This window comes from Eoetvoesiella caeni, from assembly GCF_003315175.1.
GTDB classification, from domain to species: domain Bacteria; phylum Pseudomonadota; class Gammaproteobacteria; order Burkholderiales; family Burkholderiaceae_B; genus Eoetvoesia; species Eoetvoesia caeni.
In genome coordinates this window covers 127513-148102 of the sequence record NZ_QNRQ01000007.1, presented here as the reverse complement: position 1 = coordinate 148102, position 20590 = coordinate 127513, and the positions used below count along the sequence as shown (strand labels likewise).

The 20590-nt window shown below is 60.8% G+C and carries 25 protein-coding genes; 19 read left to right on the top strand and 6 right to left on the bottom strand.

What is annotated here, in order from left to right:
* Position 1: 1 nt before the first annotated feature.
* The 8 genes from lptC to DFR37_RS14015 all read left to right on the top strand — a co-directional run bounded on the left by lptC (position 2) and on the right by DFR37_RS14015 (position 6369).
* Entirely contained in the window at positions 2-622 is a 621-nt protein-coding gene (gene lptC / locus DFR37_RS14050) for an LPS export ABC transporter periplasmic protein LptC (RefSeq protein ID WP_113933944.1), read from the top strand.
* The gene (lptA, locus tag DFR37_RS14045; protein WP_113933943.1) at positions 619-1290 is read left to right on the top strand and encodes a lipopolysaccharide transport periplasmic protein LptA; all 672 of its coding nucleotides are present in this window, start codon (positions 619-621) and stop codon (positions 1288-1290) included. Before lptC ends, lptA begins: the two co-directional genes overlap by 4 nt.
* Before the next feature lie 40 nt (positions 1291-1330).
* Entirely contained in the window at positions 1331-2125 is a 795-nt protein-coding gene (gene lptB / locus DFR37_RS14040; RefSeq protein WP_113933942.1) for an LPS export ABC transporter ATP-binding protein, read from the top strand.
* 353 nt (positions 2126-2478) lie between these two features.
* Positions 2479-2805: a ribosome hibernation-promoting factor, HPF/YfiA family gene (gene hpf, locus DFR37_RS14035; protein WP_113933941.1), complete on the top strand. Its 327-nt coding sequence runs from the start codon at positions 2479-2481 to the stop codon at positions 2803-2805.
* A gap of 169 nt (positions 2806-2974) precedes the next feature.
* A complete protein-coding gene (locus tag DFR37_RS14030; protein ID WP_170139923.1) occupies positions 2975-3433 on the top strand; it encodes a PTS sugar transporter subunit IIA in 459 nt (152 codons plus the stop codon).
* Between the two features lie 15 nt (positions 3434-3448).
* Entirely contained in the window at positions 3449-4378 is a 930-nt protein-coding gene (gene hprK, locus DFR37_RS14025) for an HPr(Ser) kinase/phosphatase (RefSeq protein WP_113933939.1), read from the top strand.
* A gap of 75 nt (positions 4379-4453) precedes the next feature.
* Complete coding sequence (gene rapZ / locus DFR37_RS14020; protein ID WP_113933938.1) at positions 4454-5326, top strand: RNase adapter RapZ; 873 nt, start codon at positions 4454-4456, stop codon at positions 5324-5326.
* Positions 5323-6369 carry a septal ring lytic transglycosylase RlpA family protein gene (locus DFR37_RS14015; RefSeq protein ID WP_113933937.1) on the top strand — a complete coding sequence of 349 codons (1047 nt, stop codon included), beginning with the start codon at positions 5323-5325 and terminating at the stop codon, positions 6367-6369. Before rapZ ends, DFR37_RS14015 begins: the two co-directional genes overlap by 4 nt.
* Before the next feature lie 83 nt (positions 6370-6452).
* On the opposite strand, the gene rsmI is transcribed toward DFR37_RS14015, so the two are convergent.
* Positions 6453-7403: a 16S rRNA (cytidine(1402)-2'-O)-methyltransferase gene (gene rsmI, locus DFR37_RS14010; RefSeq protein ID WP_113933936.1), complete on the bottom strand. Its 951-nt coding sequence runs from the start codon at positions 7401-7403 to the stop codon at positions 6453-6455.
* Positions 7404-7445: 42 nt separating this feature from the next.
* On the opposite strand from rsmI, the gene DFR37_RS14005 reads away from it, so the two are divergent.
* From DFR37_RS14005 to slmA, 7 genes are all read left to right on the top strand, one after another.
* Positions 7446-7940, top strand: coding sequence for a YraN family protein (locus DFR37_RS14005; RefSeq protein WP_113933935.1), 495 nt, complete (start codon positions 7446-7448; stop codon positions 7938-7940).
* A gap of 95 nt (positions 7941-8035) precedes the next feature.
* Positions 8036-8629 (top strand): phosphoheptose isomerase, encoded by a 594-nt coding sequence (locus DFR37_RS14000; RefSeq protein ID WP_170139922.1) that lies wholly within the window; start codon positions 8036-8038, stop codon positions 8627-8629.
* Positions 8626-9348, top strand: coding sequence for a BON domain-containing protein (locus DFR37_RS13995; protein WP_170139927.1), 723 nt, complete (start codon positions 8626-8628; stop codon positions 9346-9348). The genes DFR37_RS14000 and DFR37_RS13995 overlap by 4 nt, the downstream gene beginning before the upstream one ends.
* The gene (locus DFR37_RS13990) at positions 9345-9839 is read left to right on the top strand and encodes a TlpA disulfide reductase family protein (protein ID WP_113933932.1); all 495 of its coding nucleotides are present in this window, start codon (positions 9345-9347) and stop codon (positions 9837-9839) included. Before DFR37_RS13995 ends, DFR37_RS13990 begins: the two co-directional genes overlap by 4 nt.
* A gap of 105 nt (positions 9840-9944) precedes the next feature.
* Entirely contained in the window at positions 9945-10847 is a 903-nt protein-coding gene (gene argB, locus DFR37_RS13985) for an acetylglutamate kinase (protein WP_113933931.1), read from the top strand.
* Positions 10848-10851: 4 nt separating this feature from the next.
* Positions 10852-11592 carry a pyrimidine 5'-nucleotidase gene (locus tag DFR37_RS13980; protein ID WP_113933930.1) on the top strand — a complete coding sequence of 247 codons (741 nt, stop codon included), beginning with the start codon at positions 10852-10854 and terminating at the stop codon, positions 11590-11592.
* A gap of 30 nt (positions 11593-11622) precedes the next feature.
* Complete coding sequence (gene slmA / locus DFR37_RS13975; RefSeq protein WP_113933929.1) at positions 11623-12198, top strand: nucleoid occlusion factor SlmA; 576 nt, start codon at positions 11623-11625, stop codon at positions 12196-12198.
* Positions 12199-12246: 48 nt separating this feature from the next.
* On the opposite strand, the gene DFR37_RS13970 is transcribed toward slmA, so the two are convergent.
* From DFR37_RS13970 to gpmA, 5 genes are all read right to left on the bottom strand, one after another.
* Positions 12247-13239: an ABC transporter substrate-binding protein gene (locus tag DFR37_RS13970; RefSeq protein WP_113933928.1), complete on the bottom strand. Its 993-nt coding sequence runs from the start codon at positions 13237-13239 to the stop codon at positions 12247-12249.
* A 196-nt stretch (positions 13240-13435) separates the two neighbouring features.
* The gene (locus DFR37_RS13965; protein WP_113933927.1) at positions 13436-14188 is read right to left on the bottom strand and encodes a HesA/MoeB/ThiF family protein; all 753 of its coding nucleotides are present in this window, start codon (positions 14186-14188) and stop codon (positions 13436-13438) included.
* Entirely contained in the window at positions 14188-15765 is a 1578-nt protein-coding gene (locus DFR37_RS13960) for a S41 family peptidase (RefSeq protein ID WP_113933926.1), read from the bottom strand. Before DFR37_RS13960 ends, DFR37_RS13965 begins: the two co-directional genes overlap by 1 nt.
* A 72-nt stretch (positions 15766-15837) precedes the next feature.
* Positions 15838-17316 carry a murein hydrolase activator EnvC family protein gene (locus DFR37_RS13955; RefSeq protein ID WP_113933925.1) on the bottom strand — a complete coding sequence of 493 codons (1479 nt, stop codon included), beginning with the start codon at positions 17314-17316 and terminating at the stop codon, positions 15838-15840.
* Positions 17317-17323: 7 nt separating this feature from the next.
* A complete protein-coding gene (gpmA, locus tag DFR37_RS13950) occupies positions 17324-18076 on the bottom strand; it encodes a 2,3-diphosphoglycerate-dependent phosphoglycerate mutase (protein ID WP_113933924.1) in 753 nt (250 codons plus the stop codon).
* A gap of 153 nt (positions 18077-18229) precedes the next feature.
* Here gpmA and DFR37_RS13945 point away from each other — a divergent pair, with 153 nt between their 5' ends.
* From DFR37_RS13945 to DFR37_RS13930, 4 genes are read left to right on the top strand one after another with little or no spacing between them, the layout of a single operon-like run.
* Entirely contained in the window at positions 18230-18580 is a 351-nt protein-coding gene (locus tag DFR37_RS13945; protein ID WP_170139921.1) for a rhodanese-like domain-containing protein, read from the top strand.
* A gap of 33 nt (positions 18581-18613) precedes the next feature.
* Positions 18614-18871 (top strand): glutaredoxin 3, encoded by a 258-nt coding sequence (gene grxC / locus DFR37_RS13940; protein ID WP_113933922.1) that lies wholly within the window; start codon positions 18614-18616, stop codon positions 18869-18871.
* Between the two features lie 47 nt (positions 18872-18918).
* Entirely contained in the window at positions 18919-19428 is a 510-nt protein-coding gene (gene secB, locus DFR37_RS13935) for a protein-export chaperone SecB (RefSeq protein ID WP_113933921.1), read from the top strand.
* Between the two features lie 4 nt (positions 19429-19432).
* Entirely contained in the window at positions 19433-20497 is a 1065-nt protein-coding gene (locus DFR37_RS13930) for an NAD(P)H-dependent glycerol-3-phosphate dehydrogenase (RefSeq protein WP_242341850.1), read from the top strand.
* The last annotated feature ends 93 nt before the right edge of the window (positions 20498-20590 follow it).

The following is a 20590-nucleotide window of genomic DNA, read 5'->3' as shown; positions in this document are numbered from 1 at the left end:
CATGAAAGAACGTATTCCATCCTTTGTTGCCATTCTTCTTCTTTTCGTCCTGGTAGCCAGCACGTGGTGGGCCGCCGACTATACCCAGCGCGCCGTACGAATCGAAGCCGCGCGCCGGGTAACGCACGAACCGGACTCATGGGCCGACAATTTCATCATGGTACGCACCGACCCTGCAGGCGTGGCGGTCAATCGCCTGGAAGGCGACCATATGGAACACTACCCCGACGACGACTCCTACAAGATCACCAATACCAAGGCCATCGGCCAGCGCACCGGCTCGCCCATTACCATCGGCACTTCGCGCACGGCGGTCATGGACCAGCATGGCAGCCGCGTCGTCATGACCGGCGACGCGCATTTACACCGGCTTCCCGACGAGGATCGCGCCGCACTGGACGTGCGCAGCCAGCAGCTTACCTTGCTGCCCGATGAAGACGTTACCTTCACCGATTTGCCGGCCGTGGTCGTAAACGGTAATTCCACCATGAACGGCAAAGGCATGAGGTACGATAACAAAACCCGGACGCTGAAAGTGTTCTCCGCCAGCGATGTAAAAATATCGGGCCAGGATTCCCAGTCCCGTTCGACCACTAAAAAAACAGAACCCAAAAAACCATGACTTTACGCCGCATAGTTTCCCCCTGCTGCTGGCTGATTGCGGCCGCTGCCGCTTTGGCGTGTTCGCCCGCCGCCGCCCAAGGGGCGGCAAGCAATCCAGCCGCCGCCAAGCCGGCAGCCGCTGCAAGCGCACCGGCCAAGCCAGGCGCCAAGAACGAAAAACAGGCGGCCGACGCTCCCGACACGCTTATTCTGTCCGACACCCTTAACTACGACGACGTCAAAAAACAAAGCACGTTTACCGGCAAGGTCGTAATGACCCGCGGCCTGATGACGCTACGCGCCGATAAGTTGGTCATGCATGAAGACCCCGAAGGCTTTCAGTACGGCACCGCCACCGTCGCTCCGGGCAGCCTGGTGTTCGTGCGCCAGGAAAATCCCGAAAAATTCGAAGTAGTCGAAGCCAAGGGCCTGCGCGCCGAATACAACGGCAAAACCGACGAATTCGAAATGATAGGCGATGCCGTCGTCACCAAATTCGTCTGCGGGAAACCCTTCGACACCATCAGCGGCGACCGCGTCAAATACAATCAATCAACCAATACTTATCAGGCGTTCGGCAAGTCGGGCGCGACAGGCAACAACGGGCGGGTACGTTCGGTTGCCTCTCCGGGCGCAAAAGCCGAAGCCGCAGCGGCCGAATGCCGGCAAAAATCAGCCAAAGGCTAGCGCCTGTCAACGCTCTTTCCCTTTCAAAAGATTCCCATTTATGTTTTCTTCCGCAACGCCGCACGCCGGCTCGAACCGTGCTCCAAGCGCCGAACATGGCAGCTTGCGCGCCACGGGCCTACGCAAGACCTACGGCAAGCGCACAGTGGTCCATGACGTATCGCTCTCGGTCGACAGCGGCGAAGTCGTCGGCCTGCTGGGCCCCAACGGCGCCGGTAAGACCACCAGTTTCTACATGATAGTGGGCATAGTCCCCACCGACTCGGGCCGCATCGAAATCGACGGTACGCCGATAACCAGCATGCCCATGCACAAGCGCGCCCGCATGGGCCTGTCGTACCTGCCCCAGGACGCCTCCGTGTTCCGCCGCCTGACGGTCGAGGAAAACATTCGCGCGGTGCTTGAGCTACAGGTGGCCGACGACGGCAAGGCCCTGTCGTCGCAACAAATAGGCGAGCAGCTGGAAACCCTGCTGGATGAGTTGCAAATCGGGCATATACGCCGCAACTCGGCAATATCCTTGTCCGGCGGCGAGCGCAGGCGCGTGGAAATTGCACGAGCCCTGGCCACGCATCCACGCTTCATCCTGCTGGACGAGCCTTTTGCCGGCGTGGACCCCATTGCCGTCATCGAAATCCAGCGCATTGTGCATTTCCTGAAAAGCCGCAATATAGGCGTGCTTATCACCGACCACAACGTACGCGAGACCCTGGGCATCTGCGACAGGGCCTACATTATCAGCGAAGGCAAAGTGCTGACCAACGGCCACCCCAGCGAAATCATCGACAACGAAGCCGTGCGCAAGGTGTACCTGGGCAAGAACTTCCGCATGTAAAGGGAAAAAGGCCCCCACGCTGCGCCGCTACCGCGGCTTGCTGTCCACGTCGCGGCTTGCAAGCCGCTCCGATTCGACAGGCATAGGGCAGTCCGCAGGGACTGCCCTATGTCCGGTCTCATCCCCCAAGGGGGCGCTTTTTGCCTTGGGGCGGCCCGGCGGCAAAAATGGGCCCCCACGCTGCGCCGCTACCGCGGCTTGCTGCCCCGGACCCGCAAAAACCCCGAGTGAAACCCCTTGCTTTAGTTTGCATAAGCTTTACACTGAAGTTTCAGCCACCACTTGAAAGGAGACCCACCCACCCCGTGAACCGCGCATTTTGCGCAAGCTAGCTACTTATAGGAGAGCACAATATGAACCTGAGCATTAGTGGTCGTCACCTGGAAGTCACCCCGGCAATAAACGCCTATGTCAAAAACAAAATGGCGCGGGTTGCGCGGCATTTCGATAATGTCATAGACACACAGGTCATACTCTCAATAGAACGCCTCAAGCACATGGCCGAAGTCACGATGCGGCTACGCGGCAAAGATATTCATTGCGAAGCTACCGACGAGAACCTCTACGCAGCTATCGACTTGCTAGCCGACAAAATCGACCGCCAGGTCATAAAGTACAAAAGCAAAGTTCAGAACCACGCTCACGAACCAGTGAAAAGGCAGGAAATCCCCGTCGAATAAACCTCTGAATGACAAGCCGGCAACGCCAAAGCCTCGCGTTGCATTGCGCTAAAATCATGTAAAGGCTATTCCGAAATCCACCCTATGCGGCCTCAATCGACATACGATTGGGGCCTCGGTGTTATATCAGCAGACATAAAGCAGGGCAACGCCCTATATAATGCATTCCATGAACCTAATGTCGCGTATTTTGCCGCTGCAAAACATTGTGCTCGATCTGGCCGCCACCAGTAAAAAACGGGCATTTGAACAGGCCGGTCTACTCTTCGAAAACCACCACGGTGTCGCACGCACTTCAGTCTTCCAAAGCCTGATCGCACGAGAACGCCTTGGCTCGACGGCGCTGGGGCACCACATTGCCGTGCCCCATGGCCGCATCAAGGGCCTGAAAGAACCTTGTGCCGCTTTTATCCGCCTGGCCGACCCGGTACGGTTCGACCCCAGCGACGGGCGCCTGGCCAGCCTGCTGTTTTTTCTGCTGGTACCCGAAACAGCCACCCAACTGCACCTGGACCTGCTGGCCGAAATCGCCAAGCTGGTTTCCAACCCGGCGCTGCGGCAGGCCCTGGCCACCGAAACCGACGTTGTCGCCATCCATCGGCTGCTGACCACCGACGCAGACGAGTAAACCGAGCCAGCCACCATGCTAACCGTCCAAGAACTCGTTAGGGACAACGCCGAAAAAATCGCTTTCACCTGGATAGCCGGCGCCGGCTCAGGCGACAAGGTCATACCCAACCAGGGCATGCACAGCGCCGACCTGGTCGGCCACCTGAACCTGATCCACCCGGCGCGCATCCAGGTGTTCGGACGCGAAGAACTCCAGTACTACGCCCGCTTCGAGCCCAAGCGCCGCGTCCACCACCTAGAAGACCTGGTTGCCGGCGGCGTCCCCGCCATCCTGTTGGCCGAAAACCTGCCCGTGCCCGACGACCTGCGCGACTTCTGCAATGCGCAGCACATTCCCCTGCTTTCCACACCCATCGATGCAGCCCAGCTTATCGACCTGCTGCGCATCTACCTGGGCAAGCGGCTGGCGCCCGTTACCACGGCGCACGGGGTGTTCATGGATGTCCTGGGCCTGGGCGTGCTCATTACCGGCGAGTCCGGCCTGGGCAAAAGCGAACTGGCGCTGGAACTTATCTCGCGCGGGCACGGGCTAGTGGCCGATGACGCCGTCGAGCTGTCGCGCACCGCCCCCAACATCATCGAAGGCTATTGCCCGCCTTTGCTGCAAAACCTGCTTGAAGTCCGGGGCCTGGGGCTGCTTGATATCCGCACCATATTCGGCGAAACCTCGGTACGCCGCAAAATGCGCCTGAAACTGGTCGTGCATCTTATCCGCTCCAACGCCGACGCATTCGAGCGGCTACCCGTGCAAGACCTGACCCAGGACATCCTGGGCATACCGGTAAGGCGGGTCATGCTGCAGGTTGCCGCGGGCCGCAACCTGGCCGTCCTGGTCGAGGCCGCTGTACGAAACACCATCCTGACTCTGCGCGGCATCGACACCATGGGCGATTTCATCGAGCGCCAGGCCTTGGCCATCATGGAAAACAGCCGTCCGGAATAGGATGGGTGTCCGATACAATATAAAAAGACCTGCTGTAACCAAAGCAGGCTTTTTTAACAGGCCCTCTTCATTGCCATGCTGAAAGTCGTTCTGATTACAGGAATTTCGGGTTCGGGAAAGTCCGTCGCCCTGCGTCTGCTTGAAGACTCGGGCTATACCTGCGTCGACAACCTGCCCGTGCGTTTTCTGCACGACTTCATCGCCAGCACGCGCGAGGACGGGCTTGAACGCGTTGCCGTCGCCATCGACGTGCGCTCGCCGGGCGAATTCGACGAGCTGCCCGACGTCATTACCGCGCTGCGCGCCATGGGCACCGAAATGCGGGTCATTTTTCTGGATGCCAGCGACAACACGCTGATGCAGCGCTATTCCGAATCGCGCCGCCGCCATCCCCTTACCGACCGGTTGCAACAAGGCGGAAAGTCGCCGTCGCTGCAAGAGTGCATCAAGGCCGAACGCGAACTGCTTGCCCCTTTGCGCGAACAAGAACATGTCATCGACACCTCGGACCTGACTCCAGGCCAATTGCGCGCCTGGATGCGCGACCTGATCCAGGCCGACAGGGCCGCGCTGGTACTGACATTCGAGTCCTTTGCCTATAAGCGCGGCGTACCCGGCGACGCCGACCTGGTCTTCGATGTGCGCTGCCTGCCCAACCCGCATTACGACCGGGCCTTGCGCCCGCTGACAGGCCGGGACGATGCCGTTGCGCAATGGCTTAGCCAATTCGGCAGCGTAGAGACCATGATCGACGACATTGCCAGCTTTATCCGGCGCTGGCTGCCACTTTACATGCAGGATACGCGCAATTACCTGACCGTCGCCGTCGGCTGCACGGGGGGCCAGCACCGCTCGGTTTACGTCACCGAACAACTGGCCAGGCAGTTTGCCGACCATTCTCCGCTGCTGGTGCGGCATCGTAACCAGCCGCCCACCGAAATCCCATGATCCGCGCGCGCCTCCTTGCCGCGGTGGCCGCACTATGCTGCGCGGCCATACTGGCCGGCTGCGGCACATCGGGGTCCGCGCGGCGCGGCGGCGGCTACTACCAAAACGACGGCCCAGGCACCAGTTCGCCCGACGTCGACTCCATTCCGGATGCCGTTCCGCGCATCGAAACCCACTCTAAAAGCACCCTCAAACCGTACGTGGTATTCGGCAAGCGCTATGTGCCGCTATCCGACGAACAACCGTTTCGGCAGGTAGGCACGGCGTCCTGGTATGGGCGCCAGTTCCACGGCAACAAAACTGCCAATGGGGAAACCTACGACATGTACGCCATGACGGCGGCCCACCCCACCTTGCCCATTCCCAGCTACGCCAGGGTTACCCGCGCCAGCACCGGAAAATCCGTCATCGTGCGCATCAATGACCGTGGCCCCTTCCACAGCTCGCGCATCATGGACTTGTCTTATGTGGCCGCAGCCAAGCTGGGGCTTATCGGCCCGGGCAGCGGGCAAGTCATCGTCGAGGCCATCACCAATTCGGACATCGCCCGCGGAAGCTATGGCCCGCGCATGGCCGGCAACAGCGCACCGGCCCAGCCCAGCCGGCAGGCCGCGCCCGAGCCGGGGCCGACGACGGCCGCAATACCGGCCGCATCAGCCACGGCTCCCGATGACGCCTTGAGCGTATTGTCCGGCGAAGCCTCGGATGGCGGCACAGAAAGTCTGTTGCCCGATGCTGCGCCAACGCTTGCAGCCAGCAGCGCGTTACCTGTAGAAACTGTCACTGAACAGGGTTCGGGCACGCAGTCCATTTACCTGCAATTTGGCGCCTTCAGCGCCATCGAAAATGCCCAGTCCCTGGCGCAAAAGCTGAACCAGGCCCTGGCCCAATCGGAAAGCGGCCGTGTACAGGTCCAAAACTCCGGCCAATTGTACAAAGTGCAAATGGGGCCTTACGCCAGCCGCACCGAAGCGGTCAACGCCGCCTGGCGCATCCAGCAGCAAACCGGCACACAGCCCAGCCTGGCCGTCGCCGCGCGGTAAGGACGGATGGCGGCAAAGCCAGAACTGGCGTGTTTGCCGATCTTGCCGCCTGGCGCCCCGGCCTGCCTGCTTGATTCACCCGGTCAACCTTCGGCCCCCGGCTCTCCCGCGGCGCGCTGCCGCTGCAAAGCCAACGTATAAAGAGTATCGCGGGGCAAGCCCGTTACCTTGGCCGCCACCCGGGCCGCATCGCGCACGCTAACCGTTTCCAGCAGCGCATCCAGCAGTACGCCGGCCCCCGCTTCCAGCTCCAGGGACTCTTCCTGTATCGCTTCATGGACAATGAGCACAAATTCGCCCTGGGTTCTATGGCTGTCGTCTTCCAGCCATTCAGGCACCTGCTCCAGAGGCAGCGTCGCCACTTGTTCGAAACGCTTGGTCAGTTCGCGGGCAATCGTCAAAAGGCGGGAAGGGCCGCAGACGGTAAGCAGGTCGCGCACGCAGGCCTCGAGCCTGTGCGGCGACTCGTACAGCACCACCGGCGCCGGCACGGCGCACCATTGCCGCAGCCATTTTTGGCGCGCCATCGACTTGGGCGGCGCGAACCCGGCAAAGACGTAAGCCGGATTCTCGTCGGAAGTGGCGCCGCTGGCCATCAGCGCCGTGATGACGGCGCTGGCGCCGGGAATGGCCACGACGTCATAGCCGGCCGCGCGCACCGCGCGCACAATGCGCGCGCCGGGATCGCTGACGCCAGGAGCCCCCGCATCGGAAATCAGTCCGACGCGCTCCCCTTCCGCCAGCCGGGCTATCAGGGACTGCGCCGCCTGCGCCTCGTTATGCCTATGGGCCGCTGTCAGCGGCGTGCTTATGCCCCAGGCATCGAGCAAAGGCCGGCTGGCGCGCGTATCCTCGGCCGCAATAACGTCACACCGGGCCAGAGTTTGCCATGCGCGCACGCTAAGATCGCCGATATTGCCTATGGGCGTAGCCACCACATACAAGGTGGAAGGCGGCCACGATTGGCCCCCCACGCGTTCGGCAAGGCGCTCCCAGGTCAAGCTGGAATCAATGAACTCAGGCGTGTCGGTCATGATGCAATAAATTTAGTGGAATAAAGGGCGGGAGGTAAAGCCATGATGGACGAAGACTGCGCCGCGTATGCCCGCGCCCGCGCCGCACAGGAAAAAGCCGTGCGCCGGCGCAAAAAACGGCAGCAAGCGGCGCGCCAGCCGCGCGTACGCGCCGCGCCGGCACAAATGCAGCTTTCGCCCACCCAGAAAGCGGGTTGCCGGGCCGAGGATCAGGCCAAAGAGTATCTGGAATCGGCCGGCCTTGGCATTGTCGCGCGCAATTTGCGCGGCAAAACGGGCGAAATAGACCTGGTTTGCCTGGACGGGGCCATTTTGGTGTTCGTCGAGGTACGTCATCGGCACTCCGCTCGCTACGGTGGCGCAGCAGCCAGTGTAAACCGTCGCAAGCAGCAGCGCTTGGTCAATACAGCCGCCCTGCTGCTGCCCGCCCTGGTCCGCCAATGCCGGCTTGAAGGCACGCCCGCCTGCCGCTTCGACGTTATTGCCATCGAAGCCGGCGGCCTGGCCTGGATAAAAAACGCCTTTTGCGCGTCCTGATGCGCCGTTTCGCCCGGCCGAACGCACGAACGAGCCAAACCGCGCACTAGATCTGGTCACATTTTTTTCCTGCGGGGCATGAGATAATACGCGCCATGGATATGACCTCACGCATGACATCGCATTTCGATGATGCTATCGATGCCTTCAAGACCAGTTCGCTCGCCTTGTCCGAACCGCTCTCCGCGGCCGTCGACGTACTGTTTGGCGCCCTGGCCAACAACAACAAAATATTGGCTTGCGGCAATGGCGGCTCGGCCGCCGATGCGCAGCACTTCATTGCCGAACTCGTAGGCCGATTCGAGCGCGACCGCCTGCCTCTGGCCGGGGTGGCGCTCAACACCGATACCTCCATTCTTACCGCGGTAGGCAACGATTACGGCTTCGACGCCATCTTCGAGCGCCAGGTCACAGCCCTGGGCCAACCGGGCGACATCCTGGTGGCGATTTCCACCAGCGGGAACTCTCCCAACGTTTTACGCTCTATCGAAGCAGCACACGACCGCGAAATGACCGTCATCGCCCTTACCGGCAAGGACGGCGGCAAAGTCAACGAACTGCTATCCGGACCCGACATCCACTTATGCGTCCCGCACGGGCGCACTATGCGTATCCAGGAAGTCCATATCGTGCTTTTGCATGCCATGTGCGACGGTATCGACGCCCTGCTTTTGGGAGACACACTCTGATGAACACCCCCCAACAAGTTTCACGCGCCCTGTTGCTGGCGCTTGGCCTTACCTGCACCGCCGTGCTGACCGGCTGCGGTGCACTGGTGGTCGGCGGCGCCGCCGCCGGCACGGCCATCGTGGCCACCGACAGGCGCACCGCGGGCGAGCAAGTCGAAGACAAGTCCATCGAAATGAAAGTCGGCAGCGAAACCCGCCGCCTCTTCGCCGCCAATCCGGACTCCGCCCGCGTCATCGCTTCTTCCTACGCCGGGCATGTCCTGCTGGTGGGCGACGTGCCCACCCAGGCCGACAAAGACAAGGCGGGAACCGCGGCCAAGGGGGTTGAAAAGGTCAAGCAGGTCGTCAACGAACTGCGCGTCGGCGAAGTCACGCCGCTAAGCGTGCGCACCAACGACACCTGGCTGACGACCAAGGTCACCACCGCGCTCATCAACACCAAAGACGTGCCCAGCCGCACCATAGTTGTCACGACCGAGCGCGGCGTCGTGTATTTGCAGGGCAAAGTCACCGACACTGAAGGCCAGCTTGCCGCCAAGGCCGCCGCCAGTGTCAGCGGAGTGAACAAAGTAGTAAAATTGTTCGAAATCGTTTCGCGCGAAAGCACTTTTATGTCGCAACCGCCCGCGCCCGTGGAAAACAAAGATTCTTCTTCGGCGCCCCCGGCAAGCTCTGCCGGCAGCGGTTCAGGCGCTGTTGAAACCATACCTATCCAATGAAAAAAGCACTTATATCCCTGATCGCCGTTGTCGCCCTTGCCGGCCTGGGCTACTGGCAGTTTGCCGGTACGGCCAAGACCGCGCCAGACGTCGTCTTCACGTCGCTTACGGGTCAGCAAATCTCCACCCAGGACTTGCGCGGCAAGGTAGTGCTGGTCAAGTTCTGGGCCACCAGCTGCGTAACGTGCATCCAGCAAATGCCGGACACGGTCCAGGCCTACGAAGACATGTCGCCCAAGGGCTACGACGTCATTGCCGTGGCCATGCAGTACGACCCGCCCAACTACGTCAAGAACTACAGCGACACTCGCAAGCTGCCCTTTACCGTGGCCATCGACTCGCAAGGCAAGATCGCCAAGGCCTTCGGCGACGTGCAGCTTACGCCCACGGCCTTTCTTATCGACAAGCAAGGGCATATCATCAAGCGCTACCTGGGCAACTACGACAAAGTCGCCTTCAGAAGCACCGTCGAAAAAGCGCTGGCCGGCTAAGCGCCGGGCACTGGCCTTGCCGGTAAAATTCAGTAGAATCATAAAGCCCGGGAGCCGGCCTGCTGCTCCCGGTTTTTTTACGCCACCTTTTTACTCTATCGCGCCATGACTACTTCGTCGTCCGACACCTCCGCCCATTCGCCTACGGTCAAAGCCGACGTGCTGTCGGAGGCCCTGCCGTATATTCGCCGCTTTCACGGTAAGACCGTGGTCGTGAAATACGGCGGCAACGCCATGATCGAAGAAGAACTGCAACGCAGCTTTGCACGCGACGTCGTGCTGCTTAAGCTGGTGGGCCTCAACCCCGTGGTGGTGCATGGCGGCGGGCCGCAAATCAACGACGCCCTCAAGCGCATAGGCAAAGAAGGCACCTTTATTCAGGGCATGCGCGTCACCGACGCCGAAACCATGGAAGTGGTCGAATGGGTGCTGGGCGGCCAAGTGCAGCAAGACATCGTCATGATGATCAATGAAGCGGGCGGCAAGGCGGTGGGGCTTACCGGCAAGGACGGCTGCCTGATCCAGGCCAGGAAAAAATTGCTGGCGGACCAGAATAAGCCGGGCGAATGGCTGGACATCGGCTATGTGGGCGACATTACCCGCATCGAGCCGGCTGTCGTCAAGGCCCTGCAGGACGACCAGTTCATCCCCGTGATCTCGTCGATAGGCTATGGCGAAGACGGGCGCGCCTACAACATCAATGCCGACCTCGTGGCCGGCAAGATGGCCGAAGTGCTGGGCGCGGAAAAGCTCGTCATGATGACCAACACACCGGGCGTCCTCGACAAAAACGGCAATCTGCTGCGCAGCCTGTCGGCCCAGACCATCGACGAACTGTTTGCCGACGGCACGATTTCCGGCGGCATGCTGCCCAAGATCTCGTCGGCGCTGGACGCCGCGCGCAACGGGGTCACCTCGGTACATGTCGTGGACGGGCGCGTCCCGCACTGCCTGCTGCTGGAAATACTTACCGACCAGGGCGTGGGCACCATGATCAGTTCGCACTGACGCCATGCGCGCGCTTCGCAGACCGGCCGCGCCGCATCCATGCCGGCACAATATCTGGCGGCCCTGCTCGGACGATCCCGTCTGGCTGTTCGACCTGGACAACACCCTGCATGATTCGTCGCGGGCCATCTTCAAGGTTATCGACCAAAGCATGACGGCGGCGGTCGTCGCCAGCCTGCAGGTCGACGAAGACACCGCCAACATGCTGCGCACCAAGTACTGGAAGCGCTATGGCGCAACCGTCATCGGCCTGGTAAAGCATCACGGCATCGATGCGCGCGAGTTCCTGCACCTTAGCCACTCTTTCGACATTCCGTCGCTGGTGCACGCCGAAGCGGCCCTGCCCTATAAGCTAAGCCGCCTTCAAGGCCGCAAGATCCTGCTTACCAACGCCCCTTTGCACTATGCCCGCACGGTGCTCAAAACACTGGGCATACTGCAGCAGTTCGAAAGCCTGTGGGCCATCGACCACATGTCGCTGCAAGGCCAGATGCGGCCCAAGCCGTCGCTGGCCTTGATGAAGCAAGTGCTGGCCAGGGTGGCCGTGCCGGCCTCGCGGACCGTCCTCATCGAAGACACCCTGAAGAATCTCAAAAGCGCCAAGCAGTTGGGCATGCGCACGGTTTATGTTTACCATCCCGGCACGCCTTTCTCGAACTTGCGCAACGGCCGCGACAGCTATGTGGATTTGCGCATCAACTCACTTGGCGACCTGCTGACCGGCCGCCGGCTTTTGCTCGGCTAAGCCGCGCGCCCACTCTCTTTGGCAGCCAGCATGTTCGATCGTCCCGACAGCAAAAAGACGGTAATACTGACGGCCTTGATCCGCATGCTGGAACAGCCGCACGCCAACCGCATCACCACGGCGGCGCTGGCCCAGCAGCTTGACCAGTCCGAAGCGGCGCTTTACCGGCATTTCCCCAGCAAAGCCAATATATTCGAAAGCCTGATCGACCTGGCCAAAGCTCAATTGCTGGAAGACCTGAACCACATCTGCGCGACCGAGCCCGACGGATGCCAGCAACTACGCAAGCAGCTTTATGCGCTGTTGTTGTTTACCGAGAGACACCCCGGCCTGACCCGCGTACTGACCGGCGAAGCGTTGGTAATGGAGCATCCGCGGCTGCAAGGCCTGGTCAATGCGCTTATTGACGATATTGAAACCATCTTGCGCCATGCCGCCCAAACAGCCATCAACGCAAACAAGCTGCGCGAATCAACCGAGGCCGCCACCTACGCCAACATGCTCATGCTTTGGGTGCAGGGACGTTGGCTGCGCTATACGCAAACAGACTGGCAGGCCCCGCCCACCGCCGGCTACATGCAGCACCTGGCTTTATTGGGACTTTAGGCAAGGCCAATAAACGGGCCCACGACGGCAGGCCCTTGGCAAAGGCTTCTAGTGCTTCAGCGCGGCGTCATAAAAGCTTGCATCGTAATACTTCAGCGGATCGGTAAGTTCGCGCCTGGGCTGGCCCCACTTGCTGCGTAATTTCAATACTTGTTCCATTCCCGGCAGTTCGATGGCCGCCTTGCGCTGCATGCCCGTCTTGGGGTCAAGCAATATGCCATAGATCGCTTGCGCCGCCTGGTCCGTTGTATTGGGCATGTGCTTTACAAAGATGCTCAATGCCTCCTGGCGATTGGCGGGATCGTACAACCATTCCACGGCCTGCACATAGGCACGTATATAGCCTTCCAGCCGATCCCGGTTTTGCTGCGCCCACGACTGCCGCGCTCCGGCAACCAATCCTTGGTATGCGCCGAACATTTCGGACGCTACGCCCAGGACATGAAAGCCCTGCGCCTGGGCCGGCACTTCGAACGGCGATATCAACATAGTGGCGGCCTGCTTTTTCTCGAGCAATTCTTTGAACCGTTGCAGAACCCCGCCCGCCCTTACCACCGTATAGTCGGGCTCGCGCAAACCGGCACGGTCAAGCATCTCGAACAGAACCGCCGCATAGCCGGTGTTGCGCGCGTCGACCGATACCGTCTTGCCACGCAGGTCCGCAATAGCCTTTACCTCGGGGACCGAGACCAGTTTCAAGAAACCGCGGTCCGCCCCCATGACCGCAACCAGGTCGGGGCCCACTTTGTCCGTTTCGCCCTGTCCTTCACGGTATGCCACCAGATTGTCGAATGCCGTCATGGCAATGTCGAACTTGCCGTCGATCAAGCCGGACAATTGAAACGACGAACTGGGCGTGGGCGTTACATTAATGGAAACGTGGTTGTCGGCAAAAAAGCCTTTGTCCTGCGCAACCCAGATAGGCCAATTGAAGCCCCCCGGGAAAACAATGACTTCAAGCGGTTTGGATGTCGACGCGGCATTGGCGCTGCCTGCCAGCATGACGAGAAACGCCAGGAAAAATCGAAAGAACGACCTCATGGCAATGCCTCCTTATTGTTAATTATTCGAACGAGGCGCACGGACTGCAAAGCCGCATCAATGAACAGGGATCGGCCGCCAGGCATTCGCTACGCCAGCACTCCGCAGTATCGTCGCCCGGAAGGGCAATAACCAGCCCGGCCGATTAATAACAACTTATAAACAGGATTTATAGTTGGGCTTTGGCCACGACGCGTCAGCCGCGGTGGCTGCACACCGGGCACTGCGGGTCGCGCCGGAAGCGCACGTTGTTCCATTGCATGGTCAGCGCGTCAAGGCATAGCAGGCGGCCCGCCAGCGACTCGCCCATGCCGGTCAGTATCTTGATGGCTTCGGCGGCCTGCATGCTGCCGATAATCCCCACCAGCGGGCCCAGCACGCCCGTCGTTGCGCAGCTTAGCTCTTCGGCTTCGTCGGCTTCGGGAAACAGGCAGTGATAGCAGGGAGCGTCGTCGCTGCGCATATCGAACACGCTGACCTGCCCTGCGAAACGAATGGCCGCTCCGGAAACCAATGGCTTGCGGTGTTTGACGCAGGCGCGGTTGACGGCGTGGCGCGTGGCGAAGTTATCGCAGCAATCAAGCACAATATCCACGCCGGCGACGGCATCGTCCAGGTCCAGCCCCAACAGGCGCTGCACCCTGGCCTGAACCTTTACACCAGGGTTCAGCTCGGCCAGCGCGAGCTTGCCCGATTCTGCCTTGGGCCAGCCCACGCGGGCCGTCGTGTGCAGAATCTGCCGCTGCAGATTGCTTAGTTCGACGTCGTCGTCGTCGGCCAGGACAAGCTGGCCCACCCCTGCCGCAGCCAGATAATAAGCAGCAGGCGAACCCAGGCCGCCCGCCCCAACAATAAGGACCCGCGAGGCAAGCAAGCGCTCTTGCCCCTCGATGCCCAGCTCATCAAGCAGAATATGCCGGGCATACCGCAGCAGATGACCGTCGTCCATTACTCGACTTTAATCATCCCGTCCGGTGTCAGGCGGTAGCGCTCGGTCTTTTGAGCGCCGGGCGGCGTCACCGGGTTTGCGTTGGGGTCACTTTTTTTTTCAGGCACGACGACCTCGGGCGGCAGAGCCGCTTTATCTTTGTCTGTGGATACCGCGGCACCGGCAGCCGGCTTGGCGGCCTTGTCGGCCTTGGCAACTACCTTGGGGTCGTTTTGCTTGACCGACTTGCCTTCCAGGAAGTTGACCGCCTGCTCAAGCTGGAAGTCGTCGGCGCCGCCGAATTCGAACATCTTGGCGTCTTTATTGGGCGGTACTTCAGACTCTTCGCCCTCGGCGGCCGCCGCGATTTTTTCCGGCGAAGCACCATTGATAAGGTGGTGCTGCAAATCGACCTCACGCGGCAAGCGGAACAAATTGCCCTTGGCGGTATCGTCGACGGTAATGTCCGGAACTACGCCGGTTACCTGTATGGATTTGCCACTAGGCGTGTAGTAACGCGCCGTGGTCAGCTTGATGCCGGTATCTTCGCTAAGCGGCAGCACGCTTTGCACCGAGCCCTTGCCGAAGGTGCGGTTGCCCATGACCTTGGCGCGCTTGTGGTCCTGCAGCGCACCGGCCACGATTTCAGAGGCCGAGGCCGAGCCGACGTTGACCAGCACCACCATCGGCACGGTTTTGGTCCATTCTGCCAGGCTTGCCACCATTCCGGCTTCACCGCTGGAGTAGCCGCGTTCGTAGTCGGCCGGCTTGGCGAAATATTCGCGGTTGGCCGAAGGAATGCGCCCTTTGGTGGAGACCACCATGACGCCTGGCTTGAGGAAGGCCGAGGACACGCCTATGGCGCTATCCAGCAGGCCGCCCGGGTCGTTGCGCAGGTCGAGCACCAGGCCTTTAGGCGTTTTCTTTTCGGCCAGGGTGCGCAACTGCTTGACCAGGTCGGAAGTGGTGTGCTCTTGAAACTGGGCAATACGCACATAGGCGATATCGTCGGGCAGCATCTTGCTGCGCACGCTGCGCACCTTGATGAGGTCGCGCACGATTTTGACGACCAGCGGCTTGTCTTGCCCGGCACGCTTGATGGTCAGCACTATCGATGTTTTCGGTTCGCCGCGCATCAGCTTGATGGCGTCGTTGAGCGTCATGCCCTTGGTGGGCTTGCCGTTGATTTGCGTGATCAGGTCGCCCGACAAAATGCCGGCGCGCGCGGCCGGAGTGTCTTCGATGGGCGCAATCACCTTGGGCATGCCATCTTCGCTGCCGATCTCGATGCCCAGGCCGCCGAAGCCGCCTTGCGTAATGGCTTCCATTTCTTTGAAAGCCTCGGCGTCGAGGTAGGCGGAATGCGGATCGAGGTCGTCGAACAAGCCCTTGATGGCATCATTGATCAGTTTCTTGTCGCCGATAGGTTCGACATAGCTTGCCTTGATGGCGGCGAAGACATTGGCGAACTGCTGCAGCTCTTTGAGCGGCAAAGGCTCGCCCCGCTGCGCCACCGCGGAAATGCCCAGGCTTAAAAGAATGCCGCCAACTGCGCCTATTACGACCAAACTGAAACTACGTATTCTGCGGGTGCCCATGCACATTCCTGAAGTAATTATGTAATCAATGGCGCTTTGCAAGCGCCAGCCCACAGCCAAATAGTAACGAAATTAATGCGTTAACCAAAGCAGAGGGTTGACCGGTAAACCATTATGCCGGATTTCGAAGTACAAGCCCGGTTCGACCTGGCCCCCCGTCGCCCCGACCGTGGCAAGGATGTCGCCGCCGTGCAACACATCGCCCACTTTTTTCAGCAGGCTTTGGTTGTAGGCGTAAACGCTTAAATATTTATTGCCGTGGTCCACAATAATGATATTGCCGAACCCCTTGAGCCAGTTCGCATAAACCACCCGTCCCGGTGCCACGACCCGCACCTGGGTGCCTTCGTTGGCACGCAGCACAATACCGCGCCATACGCCCCCATCGGGACGCTGCGCGCCGAACTTGCCCTGGATTTCGCCGGCGACCGGCGGTTTCAAGCCCTTGTGCAAGCCGGTAAAGCCGCCCTCGGGTTCCAGGCCCGGCGCAGCCTGGGGTTGCGATGCGGGCGCGGGCGGTTTGCGCTGGGCTTCGGCACTGGCCCGGTTTTGCTCGCGCTCGGCCTGCTCGGCCGCCCTGGCCTGGGCTCGAGCCCGCTCTACTTGCACGCGTGCCTCGCGGGCCTGCTCTTGGTCTTGTTCGCGCTGCGCTGCCTGCGCCTGGGCCGCGCGAGCCGCGCGCTCGGCTTCTTGTGCCGCTTTGCGCTGCCGTTCCAGTTCGCGCCGCTTTTCCTCGGCTGCCTTGCGAGCCTCTTCGGCGCGGCGGGCTTCTTCGGCCTTGCGCTTTTCTTCAGCCTTGCGCGCTTCTTCGGCCAGGCGGGCTATTTCTGCATCCAGCCCCATGATCAGGCGTCCAAGCCGCCTGTCGTTACGCTCCAGGGTATCCGCCTGCGCGCGCTGGCGTTCCAGTTGCTCTTGAATGCGGGCCAGAACCTTTTCCCGCTCGTGTTTCTGCTCTTCAAGCTTTTTTTTCTGCCCCACGGTTTCGCTTTCTACTTCGGCCAGTTCTTTTTTACGCGCCTCGGACTTGTCCTGCAACGCCGCCAGGTCCTGAATGGCGGTACGCAAGGCGCCCACCGCCTTGGCCTGGGCCTGGGAGATATAGCCAAAGTAGCTGAGGTCGCGGCCGATTGCCTGGGGGTCGTCGCCCGAAAGCAGCGCCGCCCAAGGCGACAAACCGCTGGCGTATTGGGCTCGCAACTGATCGGCCAGGTCGGCCTGGCGCCGTTTCAACAGTTTTTCCTGGCCGGCTATCTGGCCGGACAGCTTCGCCAGGTCATCGTCCGCCAGCTTTTTTTGCCGCGCCAACTCGGCAAGGCGAAGATTGATGCTGGAGATGGCGGACTCGGATTCTTTGAGATCGCTGGCGGCATCGCGCCGCGATACTTCCTGGCTGTCGATTTCTTTTTGCAGCGCACTGATGCCCGAACGGAGTTCGGCCTGCTGCTTCTTGGCCTGTTCCTGGCGCGCGGCCAGGGCGCTGGGCGTGTCGGCGCCGCAGGCAGCCCCAAAGCACATAGTCAGCAAAACACCGCCCAGCAAACGCCGCATATTAGCCCTAGCCCTTTTTAGCCTGGCCTTGCGCAGCAACGGCCGCCATTGCCGCTTCGATTTCGGACGCATCGCCCAGATAATAATGGCGGATCGGGCGCAAATCGTCGTCCAGCTCGTAAACCAGCGGCTGGCCGGTTGGAATATTGATATTGACGATGTCTTCGTCGGAAACGGAGTCCAGGTGCTTGATGAGCGCACGCAAGCTATTGCCATGGGCGGCCACCAGGACACGGCGCCCCGAGCGCAAAGCCGGCGCGATGGAGTCGTTCCAGAACGGCACGACGCGTTCGACAGTGTCTTTAAGGCACTCGGTGGCCGGCAGTTTTCCGGCTTCGATCTTGGCGTAGCGCTCATCGAAACGCGGGTGGCGCGGATCGTCCAGCGACAAAGGCTCGGGCGCGATGGCGTAGGCGCGGCGCCATATCAGCACTTGCTCGTCGCCGTACTTGGCGGCCGTCTCGGCCTTGTTGAGTCCTTGCAAGGCGCCGTAATGGCGCTCGTTAAGTCTCCAGCTAAGGCCAATGGGCGTATGCATCGCGTCCATGGCGTCCAGCGCGATCCACAGCGTGCGGATGGCCCGTTTCAGGACAGAAGAGAAAGCCAGGTCGAATTCATACCCTTCTTTTTTCAGAAGTTCGCCGGCCTGCCAGGCCTGCGTGCGTCCGGTTTCGGTAAGGTCGACGTCCTTCCACCCCGTAAAGCGATTTTCCAGATTCCACTGGCTTTCGCCATGGCGCATGAGCACGAGTTTATGCATGTTAAAAACCTACTTGAAAGTTGAATTATCGGCCCCATTTTATAATTGATATAGTCAACTCTTATTTCGAGAGCCAAATCAGGACGAATCGTGGATTTTCTTCTTAGTCAGAATAACCTTTATATTGTACTAATAGCCTTGGTGTCAGGGGCTATGCTGCTGTGGCCCACTCTGGGCAAAGGCCGCGCCGGCAATCCGGTGGCTGTTCAACAGGCCGTGCAATTGGCCAACCAGAAACACGGCATCTTTGTCGATGTGCGTTCGGCCGAACTGTTCAAGTCCGGAACCATCCCCCAGGCCCGCAACTTGCCGGCCGTCGATATTGAAAGCAAGGCCAACACCCTGCCCAAGGACAAGCCAATAATCGTGTTCTGCGACCAGGGCCGCGAATCGGGCCGCGTTGCCGGCGCACTGCGCAAGCAAGGCTTTACCGAAGCCGTCAGCCTGCAGGGCGGCTTGCGCAGTTGGGCCGAAGCCGGGCTGCCTTTAAGCAAAAAAGCCTGAAGCTCCGACTTTTTATTTCATATCGAGGCTTTCATGTCCAATGTCACCATGTACTGCACCGCAGTATGTCCTTATTGCATTCGCGCCGAAATGCTGCTGAAACAGCGCGGCGTGGCTGAAATTGAAAAAATCCGCGTCGACAGCCACCCGGAACAGCGCGCCGTCATGATGGAACGCACCGGGCGGCGCACCGTTCCGCAGATCTACATCAACGGCACCCATGTGGGCGGTTATGATGATCTGGCCGCGCTGGATCGCGCCAACGGACTCATCCCCTTGCTCAACAGCTAACGCTGCCACCGCGCTTACGCGCCCAAACGTTATTTACAGGAAAACTCATGGCCGATCAGGATCAAAGCAACCAAGAAAACCAGGACCCAAGCTTCGGTCTGCAACGTACTTACGTCAAGGACATTTCGCTTGAAATGCCCAATGCACCGCAAATTTTCCTGGAACAGGAAGGCCCCGCCGTCGAAGTCTCCATCAAGGTCGGCGGCCAGCGCCTGGCCGACACCGTGTACGAAAGCACGGTTACCGCCACGGTTACGACACGCATCGGAGAGCAGGTCATGTACTTGGTCGAAGCCACGCAAGCCGGCATTTTCGAAGCGTCCAACATCCCCGAGGAACAGTTGGATCCGCTGTTGGGCATAGTCTGCCCCACCATGCTCTATCCGTATCTGCGCGCCAATGTGGCCGACCTCATCAACCGCACATCGCTGCCGGCGCTGCACTTGGCCGAAGTCAACTTCCAGAATTTGTACGAAGAGCGCGTGGCGCAAATCGCACAAGAGCAAGGCTCTCAGGACTCGGGCATTGTGCTGCCTCCTGGCGTAACCCGCCAGTAAGCGCATGATGTCCCCGCTTCCCGCCCAGACCCGCGTTGCCGTGCTTGGCGCGGGAAGCTGGGGCACGGCGCTTGCGGCCTTGGCCAGCGCCAACGCCGACACCCTGCTCTGGGCGCGCGACGCCGCGACCGCCCAGGCCATCGATTCCACGCACATCAATCAGCGCTACTTGCCAGGCGTGGTTTTGCCGGCAAGCCTGCGCTGCACCAGCCGGTTTACCGAAGCCGTGGCGCATGCCTGCGGCGCCAGCGCCGGCCAAGGACTGATTATCCTGGGGGTGCCCGTGGCCGGCCTGGCCGACATCTGCGCCCAGTTGGACCAGGCCATGGCTGCATTCCCGGACAAACGGCCGGCCGTACTGTGGACTTGCAAAGGTTTTCACCAAGAAAGCGGCCTGCTGCCGCACGAAATCGTACAACAAGCATTCAGCGGCCACGCCTTGCCCGGGCTGGGCGTGCTGTCGGGCCCTTCGTTTGCCCGCGAAGTCGCCCAGGGCTTGCCTGTGGCGCTTACCGTGGCCAGCCAGCAAGAAGAAGTGGCCGACCTTGCCATCCAGGCCTTGCACGGCCGCGCCGCGCGCATTTATACCAGCCAGGACATCGTCGGGGTGGAAGTCGGCGGCGCACTCAAGAACGTCATGGCCATTGCCTGCGGCATTTCCGACGGGCTGGGGCTGGGCACCAACGCGCGCGCCGCCCTTATCACGCGCGGCCTGGCCGAAATGCAGCGCCTTGGCCTGGCACTGGGCGGGCAGGCTACGACATTTTCCGGCCTGACCGGCCTGGGCGACCTGGTGCTGACCGCCACCGGCGATCTATCGCGCAACCGCCAGGTAGGGCTGGCCATAGGCCAAGGGCAAGCCCTGACAGACATACTTGCCAGCGGCATGACGGCCGAAGGCGTACGCTGCGCCCGCGCCGCCCTGGCCTTGGGGCGCAAGCACGGCATTGATCTTCCCATTACCGAAGCCGTCTGCAAGGTGTTGTTCGACGAAGTCTCGCCGCGCCAGGCGGTCTCCGACCTGCTTTCGCGCGAAGCCAAGGCCGAAACGCCGCAAGCCGGCCAGTAATAAATCCAGAATTTTTATTCCGTTTTCGGAACAAGCGCGAACGCGCAGGGCATTGCTTATGCGAAAGGCACGCGAAACCGACAAGGTGCGTGC